Source organism: Streptomyces sp. NPDC006687 (assembly GCF_040636215.1).
Classification (GTDB): Bacteria; Actinomycetota; Actinomycetes; order Streptomycetales; family Streptomycetaceae; genus Streptomyces.
In genome coordinates, this window is record NZ_JBEYJJ010000015.1 from 38039 (window position 1) to 52391 (window position 14353).

At 73.1% G+C, this 14353-nt stretch carries 13 protein-coding genes, 1 tRNA gene and 1 pseudogene; 10 read left to right on the forward strand and 5 right to left on the reverse strand.

Annotated elements, in window-relative coordinates; all coding sequences use genetic code 11:
- Positions 1-347 precede the first annotated feature (347 nt).
- Positions 348-418, forward strand: a tRNA-Gly gene (locus ABZ716_RS19350).
- 82 nt (positions 419-500) lie between these two features.
- Here ABZ716_RS19350 and ABZ716_RS19355 read toward each other — a convergent pair.
- Together ABZ716_RS19355 and ABZ716_RS19360 are read right to left on the reverse strand one after the other, a co-directional pair.
- Complete coding sequence (locus tag ABZ716_RS19355; protein ID WP_358960297.1) at positions 501-1766, reverse strand: HAMP domain-containing sensor histidine kinase; 1266 nt, start codon at positions 1764-1766, stop codon at positions 501-503.
- Positions 1763-2440: a response regulator transcription factor gene (locus ABZ716_RS19360; RefSeq protein ID WP_358960299.1), complete on the reverse strand. Its 678-nt coding sequence runs from the start codon at positions 2438-2440 to the stop codon at positions 1763-1765. Before ABZ716_RS19360 ends, ABZ716_RS19355 begins: the two co-directional genes overlap by 4 nt.
- 272 nt (positions 2441-2712) lie before the next feature.
- On the opposite strand from ABZ716_RS19360, the gene ABZ716_RS19365 reads away from it, so the two are divergent.
- The 6 genes from ABZ716_RS19365 (at position 2713) to ABZ716_RS19390 (ending at position 8578) form a co-directional block, all read left to right on the forward strand.
- Complete coding sequence (locus ABZ716_RS19365) at positions 2713-4323, forward strand: alpha/beta hydrolase (protein WP_358960301.1); 1611 nt, start codon at positions 2713-2715, stop codon at positions 4321-4323.
- Positions 4324-4366: 43 nt separating this feature from the next.
- Complete coding sequence (locus tag ABZ716_RS19370; RefSeq protein ID WP_358960303.1) at positions 4367-5998, forward strand: serine/threonine-protein kinase; 1632 nt, start codon at positions 4367-4369, stop codon at positions 5996-5998.
- Positions 5999-6116: 118 nt separating this feature from the next.
- Entirely contained in the window at positions 6117-6632 is a 516-nt protein-coding gene (locus tag ABZ716_RS19375) for a histidine kinase dimerization/phosphoacceptor domain-containing protein (RefSeq protein WP_358960459.1), read from the forward strand.
- Positions 6622-6822, forward strand: coding sequence for a hypothetical protein (locus ABZ716_RS19380; RefSeq protein WP_358809589.1), 201 nt, complete (start codon positions 6622-6624; stop codon positions 6820-6822). Before ABZ716_RS19375 ends, ABZ716_RS19380 begins: the two co-directional genes overlap by 11 nt.
- A 339-nt stretch (positions 6823-7161) precedes the next feature.
- Positions 7162-8022, forward strand: coding sequence for a slipin family protein (locus tag ABZ716_RS19385; protein ID WP_358960306.1), 861 nt, complete (start codon positions 7162-7164; stop codon positions 8020-8022).
- A 154-nt stretch (positions 8023-8176) separates the two neighbouring features.
- Complete coding sequence (locus tag ABZ716_RS19390) at positions 8177-8578, forward strand: hypothetical protein (RefSeq protein ID WP_358960309.1); 402 nt, start codon at positions 8177-8179, stop codon at positions 8576-8578.
- Positions 8579-8597: 19 nt separating this feature from the next.
- On the opposite strand, the pseudogene ABZ716_RS19395 reads toward ABZ716_RS19390, so the two are convergent.
- Positions 8598-8729, reverse strand: a pseudogene (locus tag ABZ716_RS19395) (PRC-barrel domain containing protein); the annotation flags it as partial.
- Positions 8726-9208, reverse strand: coding sequence for a DUF5994 family protein (locus tag ABZ716_RS19400; RefSeq protein WP_358960311.1), 483 nt, complete (start codon positions 9206-9208; stop codon positions 8726-8728). The pseudogene ABZ716_RS19395 and the gene ABZ716_RS19400, both read right to left, overlap by 4 nt.
- A gap of 307 nt (positions 9209-9515) precedes the next feature.
- Here ABZ716_RS19400 and ABZ716_RS19405 point away from each other — a divergent pair, with 307 nt between their 5' ends.
- Both ABZ716_RS19405 and ABZ716_RS19410 read left to right on the forward strand, forming a co-directional pair.
- A complete protein-coding gene (locus tag ABZ716_RS19405) occupies positions 9516-10106 on the forward strand; it encodes a DUF5994 family protein (RefSeq protein WP_358809593.1) in 591 nt (196 codons plus the stop codon).
- A 324-nt stretch (positions 10107-10430) separates the two neighbouring features.
- On the forward strand, positions 10431-11630 hold the full coding sequence (locus ABZ716_RS19410; RefSeq protein ID WP_358809594.1) for a GAF domain-containing SpoIIE family protein phosphatase: 1200 nt from the start codon (positions 10431-10433) through the stop codon (positions 11628-11630).
- 45 nt (positions 11631-11675) lie between these two features.
- On the opposite strand, the gene ABZ716_RS19415 is transcribed toward ABZ716_RS19410, so the two are convergent.
- On the reverse strand, positions 11676-12395 hold the full coding sequence (locus ABZ716_RS19415) for a DUF4232 domain-containing protein (protein ID WP_358960313.1): 720 nt from the start codon (positions 12393-12395) through the stop codon (positions 11676-11678).
- A 299-nt stretch (positions 12396-12694) separates the two neighbouring features.
- On the opposite strand from ABZ716_RS19415, the gene ABZ716_RS19420 reads away from it, so the two are divergent.
- On the forward strand, positions 12695-14353 hold the full coding sequence (locus ABZ716_RS19420; protein WP_358960315.1) for a helix-turn-helix domain-containing protein: 1659 nt from the start codon (positions 12695-12697) through the stop codon (positions 14351-14353).

The following is a 14353-nucleotide window of genomic DNA, read 5'->3' on the forward strand; positions in this document are numbered from 1 at the left end:
CGCACACCGCGGACACCTCAGCAGCCGCCCGGGTCCGATCCGGCCGGCACCGAGGTGCTGCAGCGGGAAGGAGGCGGTACTGAAAACGTGCCCTTCGGCACAACGGACGACTGTGCGCTCCATCGAGTCCCTTTCCCCAACGAGCCGTACTGCGATGAATCGCCACATTAGGGGATGAACAACACCCACTCCAGCCGCCGCTCCGCACCCCAAAGGTACGCCCCAACTCCCGCCCCCACGAAGCCCGGTGCCCCAAGCGCGGACACCGACCCCGGGGGTGAATTCACCGGGGGTCGATCATGGGGTACAGTGTGCAACGGTAGGGATCCAGGCAGCTGGCCCTGCAGGCGGATGTAGTTTAATGGTAGAACATGAGCTTCCCAAGCTTATAGCGCGGGTTCGATTCCCGTCATCCGCTCAGATACGAAGGCCCAGGTCACAGACCTGGGCCTTCGTCGTTGTCTAGCCCTCGCCCTATTCCCGCCGCCACCCGGGACGGTTTACTTCGTCCGTGGCGCGAGGTGGAGGGTGAAGCGGGCGCCTCCGCGGGGGCTGGTGGTGGCGTCGAGGGTGCCGCCGTGGGCGTGCGCGACCCAGGAGGCGATGGAGAGGCCGAGGCCGCTGGAGCCGGAGGCGGAGCCGCTGCGGAATCGCTGGAAGAGCGAGTCGGCCAGTTCCCGGGGTACGCCCGGCCCTGCGTCGTCGACGGTCAGTGTGCCGTCGGCGGTCACGGTGAGCTCGACCTCCGCGGGCCGGCCGGGGGCGTGGCCGTGGACGAGGGCGTTGCCGAGCAGGTTGGCCACCGCCCGCCGAAGGAGGTCGGGGTCCGCGACCACGACGACCGGTTCGGTGCGTACGGTCACGCGGTGCCCGCCGGTCTCGGTGTCCTCGGCGACCGCCTCGACGAGCTGGTCCAGGCGCATGGGCCGGCGGTCCGGGGCGCTGACGCCTGCCGTCATCCGGGCGCGGGTGAGCAGGCCGTCGATGAGGTCGCCCATCCGGTCCGCCAGACGCACGGTCCGTTCCAGCGCGGCGTCCCGGCTGGCGTCGTCGCGCAGCGCGGTCTCCGCGAGGATGCGCAGCGAGGCGGCCGGGGTGCGCAGGTCGTGGGCCGCGTCGGCGAGGAACTCCTCCTGCTGGCGCAGTGCCGTCAGCGCGGGTCGGATGGCGCGTCCGGAGAGCAGGTGCCCGGCCGCGGCGGACAGGGCCACCAGGCCGGCACAGCCGCCGATCAGGAGCAGCGCCAGCCGACGGTGCGCGGCCTGGTCCGCGGACATGTCCGCCGCGGCGACGAGCGCGCCCTCCGGTGCCGCGCCGTCGGCCGCCGCGTAGGGCTCGGCGACCAGACGGATCTCCTGGCCCTCCTCGCCGAGGACGTCGGTGGCGACCGCCTCCCCCTCCTTCACGGCTGCGGCTGCCGCCTCCTCGATGTCCTCGTTCCGCGGCCCCACGCAGGCCCGGCGCGGCTGATAGACGATGGCGGGCTTGTCCGCCTTCGTGGCCACCACGGTGAGCAGTGGGCACTCGGTCTCGATGCCGTCCTTCAGCGCCTGGACGTCGGGTCTGCCGTTCTCGCCGGTGCCCAGCAGGGGGATCGCCCGGCTGGTCTGGAGGTTGAGTGCGTCGTCGAGCTGGTTGCGCCAGGAGTGGTCGTCGGTGCGGATGGCGAACGCCGCGAGCGCGATCAGCCCGACCGCGCTGGTCAGGGTGAACAGAGCGGTGAGGCGTCGGCGCAGCCGGCGGGCGCGGGCCTCGGCCGCCGTCATGCGCGGCCGGTGGTGAGCGGCGCCAGGCGGTAGCCCACTCCTCGGACGGTGTGGATCAGCGGTGGGTCGCCGAGCTTGCGGCGGAGCTGGGAGACCAGTACCTCGACGACGTTGGAGTTCGGCTCGGCCATCTCGTCCCAGCACTTCTCGATCAGCTCGGCGCGCGGTACGGCCTGGTCCGCCCGGGCGGCGAGGAGTTCCAGTACGGCGAACTCCTTGCGGGTCAGGATCAGCAGCACGCCGTCCCGGTGCACCTGCCGGCGGGCGGTGTCGATCTCCAGGTCGGCGATGCGCCGCACCGGTGGCCGGGCCGCACCCGATCGCCGGCACAGGTTGTGCACCCGGGCCACCAGCTCGGGCACGGCGAACGGCTTGACCAGGTAGTCGTCGCCGCCCACGGCGAACCCCGCGACCCGGTCGGCGACGGTGTCGCGGGCCGTGAGGAACAGCACCGGAACGGTCCGCCCGGCGCGCCGCAGCTCGTCCACATAGTCGATGGCGTCCCCGGAGGGCAGGGTCCGGTCGAACACCACGCAGTCGTACCCGGTGACGAACAGTGCCTCGTCGGCGGCCGGGAGATCGGCGACCTCGTCGACGGCCAGCCCTTCGGAGCGCAGCGCCGCGGACACCGCGAACCGCAGATCACCGTCGTCCTCGACCACCAGTACTCGCACGGCGGTCAGGATAGCCCCGCCCGTCAGGCAGGCCCCGGGGCCGCCCTCATCAAATCCTCAGGTTCCCTCAGCGACCATCCGTCCAGGTCGCAGCGGAATCGAACACGCGGCGACCCAAGACACCCCCGGGCGTGGGCCCCCCACCCCACCCGGCCCCACGTCCGGGGGGCAGGCCGCAGGCGGCCGCCTCCCCGCTCCACGGCGCCGGTTCGCACGCCCGTGTCCTGCGCGCGCCGTGAACCGGCGCCGACCAGTCCCGACGGAGTACTCCCATGAAGCACCCGGCCCGCCAGCGCGGCGGCCTGATCCTGGCCGTGGCCGCACTCGGCGCGACGGCACTCGCCGGCTGCGGCCCGGCCGGTGACGGCGCGAGCCCGCCCGGCAAAGGCGCCGTGTCCGTCGATCCTGCCGGGAAGCGCGAGCTGCAGCGGTTCTACCGGCAGAAGCCGTCCTGGACGCGATGCGGTGAGCTGCGGTGCGCCACGCTGACCGTCCCCATGGACTACGCACACCCCGAGGACGGCCGGACCTTCACCCTGCCGCTGGCCAAGGCCGTCGCGTCGGATCCCGCCCGGCGCATCGGTTCGCTGGTCTTCAACCCCGGAGGCCCGGGCGAGTCGGGGGTCGACCAGCTGAGGTCCGGCGGGCTGTCGTCCTTCGGCGAGCGGGCCCGCGCCCGCTTCGACATCGTCGGCTTCGATCCGCGCGGCGTGGCCGGCAGCAAGCCCGCCGTCGACTGCGGGTCCTCGGACCCCGCCGCCGAGGACCAGCCGGCATCCGGCGCCGGCGACACGTCGACAGGTCCGTATCCGAAGACCGACGCCGAACGTCACGCCGAGCTCACCGACGCCGAACGCCAGAGCGCCGCCTGCAAGGCCCGCAGCGGCGCGATCCTGCCGCATGTGGGCACCCTGGACGCCGCCCGCGACCTGGACGTGCTGCGTGCCGCTCTCGGCGACGAGAAGCTCACCTACCTCGGCTGGTCCTACGGGACCTACCTCGGCACGGTCTACGGCGAGCTGTTCCCGCGCCGGGTGCGGGCCCTCGTCCTCGACGGCGCGGTCGACCCCTCGCTCGACTGGTCCGAGACGGCCCTCCAGCAGGCCAAGGGCTTCCGGAAGTCGGTGGACGACTACGCCGGGCAGTGCGCCTCCGTGGCGGGGGACGCTTGTCCCGCCGGCACCCCCGACGGCATCCGCAAGGTGATCGCCGACCTGTACGCGCGGGTTTCCAAGCGCCCGCTGCGCATCAAGGGCACTGACGACCGACTCGACCAGGCCATGCTGAACGCCGCCGTCAGCATGTCGATGTACTCGCCCGAGTCCCAGTGGCAGCCCCTGTCCGAGGCGCTCCGCGCCGCACAGCAGGGCGACGGGACCAAACTCGCCGCGCTCGCGAACCCGGGCGCACCGGCTCAGGACGACAGCTCCGACGGCTCCGGATCCGGTCCCGGCTCCACCGAAGACCAGCCCCCGGGCAACTCCTCCGACGCCCTCGTCGCCGTCAACTGCCTGGACCAGCCGCACCCCAGGGACCCGCAGCCCTACTGGAACCTGCTCGATCGGGCGAACCGCGAGGCCGGCGCCTTCGGCACCTCGGGCGTCCTCGCCGAGCTCGTCTGCAAGGACTGGCCCGCCGGAGCGCAGAAGCCGCACCGCGTCCGGGCCGAGGGCCTCCCCCCGGCCCTGGTCGTCGGCACCACCGGCGACCCGGCCACGCCCTACGAGTGGTCGAAGAGCCTCGCCGCCCAGTTGCCCGGCGGCATGCTGCTCACCTTCCGGGGGGCGGGCCACACCGCCTACGGCCGCAGCGGCTGCGTCACCGACGCCGTGGATTCCTACCTCCTCGACCTCAAGCCGGTCCCGGACGGGAAGACCTGCTGAACAGCCGCCTCACCGCTCGTACGTACCACTGGAGACCTTCCGCATGCCCACCGATCCGACCCCGGACTCCTCTCTCGCGCGGGCGGTCTTCCAGCCGTTGCGGCCCGACGACCCGGGCGAGGTGGGCGGCTACCGGCTGCACGCCCGGCTCGGGGCCGGCGGCATGGGGCGGGTCTACCTGTCGTACACACCCGGCGGCCGGCCCGTCGCCCTGAAGACGGTCCGGCCGGAGTTCGCACAGGACCCGGAGTTCCGGCGGCGGTTCGCGCACGAGGTGGCCAACGCCCGGCGGATCCACGGCCTGTACACCGCGCAGGTGATCGACTCCGGTGCGGACGCCGAGGTGCCCTGGCTGGCCACCGCGTACGTCCCGGGCCCGTCGCTGCAGCAGGTGGTTCGGGAACACGGCGCGCTGCCGGTGCGCACGGTGCTGCTCCTGATGGGCGGGATCGCGGAGGCACTCCAGGCGATCCACGGCGTCGGGGTGGTGCACCGGGACCTCAAGCCCGCCAACGTGCTGCTCGCGGCCGACGGCCCGCTCGTGATCGACTTCGGCATCGCCCGCGCGGCCGACGCCGTCGCGCTGACCGGCACGGGGTTCCGGATCGGCTCGCCCGCCTTCATGGCGCCCGAGCAGGCTCTGGGCCGGCCGGCCGGCCCCGCGACGGACGTCTTCGCGCTGGGCGCGCTGGCAGCCTACGTGGCGAGCGGCACCCCGCCGTTCGGTGAGGGGCCGGAAACCGCGGTGCTGTACCGCGTGGTGAACGAGCAACCCGGTCTCGACCGCGTCCCGGGCGACCTGCGCGCGCTGCTGCTGCGCTGCCTGGCGAAGCGGCCCGAGGACCGGCCGGCTCCCGCCGAGATCATCGAGGCCGCCCGCACCCACCCCGCCGTGGGGGGGCAGTTGCGCTTCGCCGACGACTGGCTGCCCCTGGGGGTCAGCACCGACATCACCCGCCGCCGCGACCTGCGGCCGCACCTTCCCACGGCCGTCTCCCCCGCCTCCGTCCCCGCCCCGGCACCGCCCGGCTCCTTCGGCGCCCCGCACCCACCGACCCCGACGCCGGCCGCCCCGCCGCTCACACCGCCGGCGACCGTCGCCGCTCCGGCGCCACCCGAGCAGGCCGCGCCCCGCCGCCGTCGCCGCAAGCGCGCGTCCTGGAGGACGGTGCTCGTGGTGGCGCTGGTGATGGCGCTCGGCGGCGCGGTCGGCGGCGTGCTTCTCGTCGTCGGAGCCGACCAGGTCCTCGGAGGCACGGAAGCGTCCGACGACACCAGCCCCGACACGGCGACGGGCACGGCCGCATACGCCGCGGCGTACACCGAGAGGGTCCTGACCGCGCCCGACGACTCCTACGACTTCGACATCACCACCGGCACGCTCACACCCGCCCGGTCCACCCCGTGGGCCGTGGGGCACAACGCCGACGGGTTCCTGAGCCCGCCGGACAGCGACGCCTCCATCCCCCCCGGCGGCCGGCCGACCCCGGCCGAGTGCGGGGCGGCCATCGACCGGCAACCGGCGACGTCCCTCGCCTTCGGCGACCTGCCGGCCGGACGAGCCTTCTGTGTGCGCTCACGCGGCACGCACGACATCGCGATCGTGCGAGTGATCACCGTGGCCGACAGCGGTCCGGTGACGATCTCGATGGACTACTACCGCAACGGCAACTGACCCCCGTGCGGGACCGTTCGAACCGAGTTGTCGCCGACCTCACCCTGAGCGCAGTTCCTCTCTCGAACAGGCACACCGCGCCGCCGAGGAGCGGTCCCGATCGCGGGAACGGTCCCGGATAGCCGGAGAGACGCACGATCTGCTCGACCACCGGCTGAGCCTGGTCGCGCTGCACCCCGGCGGGCTGGAGATGGCCGGCGAAGGAAGCCATCCCGAGATGCACCGGACAGCGGTGCTCGTGCACAGCTCGGCGCGGGAGGCAATGCGGGAGCTGCGCGGGGCTCTGGGAGTGCTGCGTGCCGGGCGTCCGACGGCGGGGAAGTCCGAGCCCCCGACCGGTGTGACCGGAACGCGGGCCGACGTCGACGCCCTGGCCGCCGACTCCCGGGCGGCCGGCGTCGCCGTGCGTCCGGACTGGGCCGGGGACGATCCGGCAGCACCTTCAGGACCACCGGCACCTTCCGGCGCACGCCCCGATGGTCGCCCGAGGGCGTCCGATCATTGCTCAGCGAGGCAGGCTCCGGGTGCCTCGCTTCGCAGTCGACGTGATGCAGACCGTCGCAGTGCGTGTCAGCGTGATCCGAGAGGAATCCGTACCCCCCGCATCAAGAGGAGTCGCCGTCATGGACGGTAGGCAGGACAAGCGTCAGCAGCCGGGCAAGGGCCACGAGGCGCAGGAGCACCATCGCCCGGGAGACCCCGCGCAGCCCCAGCCGGGCAGGTCGTCCCGCGAGAAGGGACAGAAGCCCGGCCGGGAGGAGTCCTCGCGCCGCCGCGAGGACGACCTGCTCCGCGAAGAGGACTTGCACGACGAAGGGCTCTGACCGGCGCACTGCGCGCCCACGCCCGGAGCCCGGCCGGTTCACCGTCACTCCGGCCGGGCTCTGTTCCCCCGCCTCCGGAGAAGACCGGCCCGCGCGACACACCCGCAGCCGCGGCCCGCCTGATGGCCGCCGCGACGGCTGACGGCCCGGACGGGTCCAGGGCGGCAGTGGACCGTTCGGCCCTGCCCAGCGCCGGCGGCCTGCGCGATGCTGGGGGTGGAGGGCCGGTCACCTGCGCCGCACCCACTCGGCCCTCCGGGCGGAGCAGGAACAGCCTCTGCGAACGCCGCCGAGGGACCTCGCGGGCGTGACGTGGTCCTCGTTCTGAGGAGCAGCACCGTGAACGTTCTGATCTTCGCTCTGGTCGTCCTGGCCGTGGTGGCCGTGTTGGGGCTGGCAATGGCCGTCAAGATCGTCAGGCAGTACGAGAAGGGTGTGCTGTTCCGGTTCGGGCGGCTGGCCGGCACCCGCGAGCCGGGGCTACGGCTGATCGTGCCGTTCGTCGACGTCCTGCACCGGGTGTCGCTGCGGATCGTCACCATGCCCATCCAGTCCCAGGGCATCATCACCCGGGACAACGTCAGCGTCGACGTGTCAGCGGTCGCCTACTTCCGCGTCGTCGACGCGGTGAAGTCGGTCATCTCCGTCGAGAACGTCGGCGCGGCCATCAACCAGATCGCGCAGACCACACTGCGCAAGGTGGTCGGACAGCACACCCTGGACGAGACCCTCTCGGAGACCGACCGCATCAACGTCGGCATCCGGGGGATCCTCGACATCACCACCGCCGACTGGGGCGTGGAAGTCACCCTGGTGGAACTGAAGGACATCCAGCTGCCCGACAGTATGAAGCGCGCCATGGCCCGCCAGGCGGAAGCCGAACGGGAGAAGAGGGCCAAGATCATCAGCGCCGAGGGCGAGTCGATGGCGGCCGCAGCGCTCGGTGACGCCTCGGACACCATGATGGCCCACCCGCTCGCACTGCAACTGCGCAACTTGCAGAGCCTGGTGGAGATCGGCGTGGACAAGAACAGCACCGTCGTCTTCCCCGCACCCCTCATGAGCACCATCGGCGAACTGGGGACCTTCCTCGCCCGCGAGACGGCTGCCGCCGAACAGCAGGGCAAGGTTCGGGTGGACCTCGGCAAGGCCGCCGCGGTCCCGCTGCTGACGAACGGATCCGGCACGGCCTCGCGATAACCGTCGCTTTCGCGAAAAACGATGGAGAATGGAAGCAACCCCACGGCGGGCGGACAGGCGCGCTCCCTTGCCCCGTCCCGCCCCGGCACCGTCGCGGCAGCCCTGCCGCTCGCGGACCACACGCCTACCGGACGCACGGAACCAGGCGTTTCCCATGACCGGCATCTACGCGGTGATCCATGGCGACGGGCATCTGGAGTTCCGCGACGGGATCCCGGACCCGTTGGACCAGGGCGGCCGCCCCCCGCACGCCGACAGCTTCATCATCCAGCGTGCCGGCTGGGGTGGCCCCGGCCTCCACGGCGATACGGACACGGCCTACGGCCCCGCCACCGCCCTCCTGTTCAACAGCACCGCCACCTCGGTGGTTTCCGCGCTGGGAGGTCCCGAGCAGAGCATCCTCGGCAGCCTGGTCATCGGCGGCGACCACGATCAGCCCGGCCGCCGAGAAGCCGTCCCCTGCGGCCTCACCACCGCACAGCAGCACCTCATACAAGACGTCCACCGAGCCGTCCTCGCCGATGCCGACGCAGACTTCCACGGAGACGGGAACTGACCTGCGAGGGCCTTCAGGCTCGGACCGTGGCCATGGCCGGCTCGTCGGTGCTGGTGTCGGCGTAGACGGATTCCCGTCCGCGGATCTTGTGGCCGCCGGGGTCCACCACGGCCTGGTTGCGCCACTCGCGGATGTCCGCCGTCCGGATCATCCCTGTGCGGTCGCCGGCGGGGGAAGCGTGGCGACGAGGAGCTCGGTGGCCTGGGTGATGTTGTCGGCGCGGACCGCGCGGGCCATGGCCGTACGGGCGGCGTCGGGCTCCGTGTCGGGCGGCACCACCATGAGCGCGAAGTGGTCCTTGTCCCCCCGGGTGATCAGGACGGTGTCGTCGCCGACGGGGAACGAGTCGAGGTGGACGACCCGGTCGTCGATGACCAGCCGGGTCGGGATCGCGTCCCACGCGGCGGCGTCCAGGCCGACCCGGGTGATGGGGCCGAGGTGCTCGGTCAGCACGGACACCAGCGCGGGAACCTCCTGCTCCACGTCTCGGGTACGCGGCCACCATGCCCCGTCGAGGACGCCCTGCCGGGAGTGCGTCGTCTCCAGCCGGAGCAGCGCCGTACCGGGGCGCACCGCCTGGTGGATCTCGTCCGGCAGGAGCAACGGCGGCGGGTTGTCGGAGTCGGTCATGAGGGATCCGCTCGTCTACGGGTGAGGTACCGCGGCCCGTCACGACCGCGCCCGGGGGGCGACAGGCCGCCGGCGGGGCGACTGTGCCGTCGTTTCACGGTAACCCCTGCTCCCGCGTGTCCGCCCGCTGCCGCACACGCGCCCGTACGAACTGGAAAGCACCTCCCCGTATCAGACTGAAAACGGGCTGATCAGACGTACCCTGGAAGTACCGGAAGTACTTCGAGCACCCGCTTCCACGCAGGTGTCATTTCCGGGGAACACGAAAAACCGGGCTGCCGTCGGGCGGCCCGGGGGCAGGTCCGCCATGACCAGCACCCTCGACAGGACGGCGAACCGCGCCCTCACCCCAGGACTCCCGGCCCGCTTGACGCTCACCCCCGAGACCACACTCGCCGGCCGGCTCGACGGCTCCTGGTGGCCCCGTTCTCGCGACCTGACGGCCGAGCTGCCGGCGCTGGCCGACGCCCTCGAAGGACGCTGGGGCCGCATCACCCGCGTCCTGGTGAACCCCGAGCACTGGCCCGTCATCCCGCACAAGGTCGCCGCCACCGGCCACGTCCTGCACGTGGGCTGGTTCACCGAGCAGGACCCGGACAAGGTCATCCTGCTGTCCTACACGACCGGCCGGTGCGACCTGCTCGTGATACCCCCCGAGACCGAACCCGCCTGCGCGGCCCGGCTGATGACCGCCGCCGCCCTCCCCGGCAGCGTCCTCACCGCCGGCTCGCTGATGTCCGGCGAGGCCGCGGCCGACCGCCGCATGCGGGAGGGAGGGAGCAGCGAAGACGCCTGGGACACCGACGGCGGGGCCGCCCCGACGCCCCGGCCGCACCCAGCGGCGCACCCGGTCGTCGGCGCGCGGATGATCCCGCTGCCGGGACGCACCGGCAGGTGAGGAATGGAGGCCGTGATCCCGCTCCTGGCAGCCGCACTTCTGATCGCCCTCGGCACTCCCCTGATCCACCGGGGAGGAGGAGGGCGACTGAGCAGGTTCGTCTCCGGACCCGGCGGGCTCGAAAGGGCCCGGAGAGGGAGACCAGGCGACCCGTGACCGGTGTCCCCGCGCAGTGGCCGGGTGGCGTGACCTGCCGCCGAGAAGCATCCTGGAGGCCACATCGCGGTGCGGGCCGCTCCGGTACCCGGTGGCCGCGCGGCCGCGGCGCCCGCCCCGTACGGCAGGACCGGACGAGGTCGTCGCCGCTCGGTTGGAGGCAACGGGATGGCCGTCGGACGGCTCGGGGACCCCGATCGCTCGGAGAGCTTCGGGGAGGGTCTCCTGGGAACGATCCTGGACCGGGCCCACGAGCTGCCGCCCCACCTGGTCGGGCTGGTCGTCGCCGAGACGGTGGGCCGGCTGGGGGGCAGGAATCCGCAGATCCTGCTCCAGGACTACGGGCAGCAGAGGCTTGTCCCCCTGCTCGCCGACGGACTGACGGGCGGCGAACCGCTGTCCATCGACGGCTCGGATGCCGGCCGGTGCTTCCTCACCTCGCTCCCGGCCGAGGTGGCGACGGCCGACGGAGTACGCGTCCACGTGCCACTCCTCGACGGAGGCGACCAGGCCGGCGTCCTGGCCGTCACCCTGGACGCGGTCGACGAGGACGACCGCCGCCTCCTGCGCAGGATCGCGGGGCTGGTCGCCGACCTGCTGCAGACCAAGAACGGCCACACCGACCTCTTCTTCCGCACCCGCCGCAGCGAGCCGATGAGTGTCGCCGCGGAGATCCAGTGGTCGCTCCTGCCACCGCTGACCATGGCCATGCCGCGCGTCGCCGTCGCCGGAGTTCTCGAACCCGCCTACGACGTGGCCGGCGACAGCTTCGACTACGCCCTGAACGGCGACATCCTCCACCTCGCCGTGATCGACGCCATGGGCCACGGCCTGGACGCGGCCACCATGGCGACCGTCGCCATCGGCGCGTACCGGCACGCCCGCCGCATCAGTGTCGAACTGTCCGAGATCTACCTCTTCATGGACCGGGCGGTGTCCGAGCAGTTCGCCCCCGACCACTTCGTCACCGCGCAGATGCTGCGGCTGGACACCGGCACGGGGCGTCTCCAGTGGGTCAACGCGGGACACCCCGCCCCCGTCCTGATCCGCGAGCACCGTGTCATGGGCCGCCTGGACAGCCCCACCACCCTCCCCGTGGGCTTCGGAGGAGCACAGCCACAGGTCAGCAGTGTGATGCTCGAACCGGGAGACCGCGTCCTCTGCTTCACCGACGGCCTGATCGAGGAGCACGAGAGCGGGCAGGAACAGTTCGGCGAGGACCAGCTGATCGACTGGGTGAACCAGCTGGAGAAGGCGGACCGGGGAGTCCGAGCGGTGGCCCGGGACCTGTCCCACACGCTCAAGCGAGCACGCGGCGAAGCCACCTCGGACGACGCCACCCTCGTCCTGGTCGAGTGGCGCGGCTGATCTGCCGCCGTGCCACAACGGTCGTCCAGCTCCCCGGGGCTGCGTTCAGAAGGCGTTCAGCGCGTCGTGGGTGGTGGTGCGGTACAGACCGACCTTCGGGTTGGCCACGCTGCCCGGCTTGGTCAGCCGGAGGCTGACGCCGTCCGCGTTCGGCATGTGCTCCTTGTCGGCCAGGACGTTGATCTCGTCGGCCACGGGGCCGGTGCCGCCCGACGGGTCGAGGTCCACGGCCGCGTACGCGGTGGCGCCGGGGTGCACCGGGTAGGCCGGGGCGCCGCCCAGTCCGCCGGGGGCGGTGGCCTGGAGACCGAGGGCGCCGCCCTTGGCACTGAAGCCGACGGTGGGGAAGTAGTCCAGACCGCAGGAGGTGGCACCGTTGTTGGTCACGGTGATGACGCGGACGGTGGCCGGAGTGCCCGTCGGGGACGAGACCTTGACGGTCAGGTCGCGCGCCGAGCAGGGGTGGGTGTAGGCGTAGGAGTCACCGGTGGTGCCCCCCGTGTTCTTGCCGCCCGGACCGGCCTTCGCCGGGGTGGCGTTGGCCGTGCCGGTTCCGGTGACCTTGCCGGCGGACCCCGCGGTGGAGGCGCCCTCCCCGGACGGCGTCGCGGTACCGGTCGAGACCGGCGTGTCCGCGCTCTTGGTCGCGGCGGGGTTTCCGGTCGGCCCGCCGGCGGTGTCCGAGCCGCCGCAGGCGGTCAGGGCCAGAGCGAGGCCGGCGGTGGCGGTGGCCAGGGCGGTGGTGCGGAGTCGGTAGGTGCGCATGGGGAACTCTCCGTATCGGTGCGGTCGTCAGACGGCGTCTTGTGCTTCGTCGCTGACGAGACGTGGGGTGGGGCCGGCTGTTCCGGTCGGCTGCGGTCGGTGGGGCGGGTGGGGGCCCTCCCGGTGCGACCGCCTGATCCGCTCGCCGGTCCGGCCGGCTGATGACCCCACTGTGGGGCTGGTTTTGTCCCAGTGGCGTCCTGACCGGGATAGTTGGGACCCTGGAACGCTCGCGACCCTTCTCACCTGGGCGATCGGGCGCGCCTGGAACGTGCTTCCGGGATGAGGGGGAGGGTGGAATGACCACGGAGACGGAGCGGTTCGCGCAGCTGATGCGCGGAATCAAAGAGCGTTCGGGGCGCAGCTACGGCACGCTCGCGAAGCGTCTGCACTCCAGCACCTCGACGCTGCACCGCTATTGCAGCGGCGCGGCGGTGCCCACGGACTACGCCCCGGTGGAGCGGTTCGCCCGGGTGTGTGGTGCCTCGGCCGACGAACTGGTCGCGCTGCACCGGCAGTGGCTGCTGGCGCTGGTGGAGCGGCGGAGGGGAGTGACGGAGGGGCAGCCTCCGGGGGCGGGGGCGGCCAACTCCGCGGCGACGCCGGGCGGTGACGCCGCGCCGGAGGTGCCGTCTGCGTCGGCGGTGGGGGCCGTGGCGGGGGGCCGGGCTGCGGAGGCGGAGACCGACGCGGAGATCGGCCCCGCACCCGCTCCGGAGTCCGCGGCCTGGTCCGCCCCGGAATCCGTGTCCCGGTCCGCCCCGGCGCCCGGGCCTGCCGTGGAGGCAGCCGCCTCTGCGATCGGGCCTGTCGTGGAGGCGTCGGCCCCTGCACCCGGACCCGCCGTCAAGGCGCCCGCACCGGCGCCCGTCCCCGCTCCCTCGCCGGAACCGGCGGAGGCACCCGCCCCGGCTCTCGCGCAGGCGCCCGGGGCCGCGTCGGCGGCGGAGGCGGCCGGTCCTGCACCGGAGACGGAGGCAGCCGCGGACGCCCCCGCCGCCCTGATCCGGCCGGGCTCCGCCCGGGGTTCCGTGCCGGGGGCCCGGCGGCCCCGGCTGCTGCTCGCCGTCGCGGCCGCCGTGGCCACCGCCGTGGTGGCGGGGACCGCCGCCGCCGTCTCCGCCCTGGGGGATTCGGGTCCCGGGGACCCGCGCCACGGCGCCGTCGAGCCGTCCTCGCGCGAGCGTGCGGCGGCGGGCCCGGCCCTGCCGTCCGGCGGGTCGTCGTCACCCGTGCCCAGCGCCGATTCCGCGCCCCCGACCGGTCCCGGACCGTCGTCCCCCTCCGCGACGTCCGCGTCCACCTCGCCGGCCGGCGACAAGAAGGGGGCCTCCCTCACCGCCCCGTTCACGGTCAACGTCCGGCCCGACAACTGGGACAGCCCCTGCGACCAGTGGTTCGCCCTGGACAAGGCACCCGGTACGGTCCCGCCGCCCCCTGCCGGGCAGGCGACCGAAGGGTGGGCCCGGGCCCTGGACGCCGTCCCGGCGGGGCACCTGCGCATGCAGCTGACCGTCCAGGGCACCGAGGGCAAGCCCGCGGTCCTGCACGCGCTGTACGTCCACGTCGTGAGCGGCCGCAAGGCGCCCGGCTGGAACGCGTACACGATGGGCGCCGGCTGCGGCGGCGCGCTGGTGCCGGCGTCCTTCGCCGTGGACCTGGACGACGCCTCGCCGAGGGCCAGGCCCGTACCGGGCAAGGAGGGCGAGCGGCCGACGGCCTCGACCGACTTCCCGTACAAGGTCTCCAGCACCGACCCCCAGGTGCTGAACATCGACGCCGCCACCCTCGGTCAGGACGTCAGCTGGTACCTGGAGCTGGCGTGGAGCAGTGGCGACCGCCAGGGCACCACCCGCATCGACGACCACGGCCGCCCGTTCCGCACGGTCGCCCTGAAGACCGGCCACAGGTACTGGTACAACGAGAACAACAACGCCTGGCTGCCGGACACGGAGTGA

What these genes read in the sequence shown, in the direction of transcription:
- ABZ716_RS19355 (WP_358960297.1), bottom strand. Translation starts at nt 1,766, where the DNA reads ATGACGGCGGCCGAGGCCCGCGCCCGCCGGCTGCGCCGACGCCTCACC.
- ABZ716_RS19365 (WP_358960301.1), top strand. Translation starts at nt 2,713, where the DNA reads ATGAAGCACCCGGCCCGCCAGCGCGGCGGCCTGATCCTGGCCGTGGCC.
- ABZ716_RS19370 (WP_358960303.1), top strand. Translation starts at nt 4,367, where the DNA reads ATGCCCACCGATCCGACCCCGGACTCCTCTCTCGCGCGGGCGGTCTTC.
- ABZ716_RS19380 (WP_358809589.1), top strand. Translation starts at nt 6,622, where the DNA reads ATGGACGGTAGGCAGGACAAGCGTCAGCAGCCGGGCAAGGGCCACGAG.
- ABZ716_RS19390 (WP_358960309.1), top strand. Translation starts at nt 8,177, where the DNA reads ATGACCGGCATCTACGCGGTGATCCATGGCGACGGGCATCTGGAGTTC.
- ABZ716_RS19400 (WP_358960311.1), bottom strand. Translation starts at nt 9,208, where the DNA reads ATGACCGACTCCGACAACCCGCCGCCGTTGCTCCTGCCGGACGAGATC.
- ABZ716_RS19405 (WP_358809593.1), top strand. Translation starts at nt 9,516, where the DNA reads ATGACCAGCACCCTCGACAGGACGGCGAACCGCGCCCTCACCCCAGGA.
- ABZ716_RS19410 (WP_358809594.1), top strand. Translation starts at nt 10,431, where the DNA reads ATGGCCGTCGGACGGCTCGGGGACCCCGATCGCTCGGAGAGCTTCGGG.
- ABZ716_RS19415 (WP_358960313.1), bottom strand. Translation starts at nt 12,395, where the DNA reads ATGCGCACCTACCGACTCCGCACCACCGCCCTGGCCACCGCCACCGCC.
- ABZ716_RS19420 (WP_358960315.1), top strand. Translation starts at nt 12,695, where the DNA reads ATGACCACGGAGACGGAGCGGTTCGCGCAGCTGATGCGCGGAATCAAA.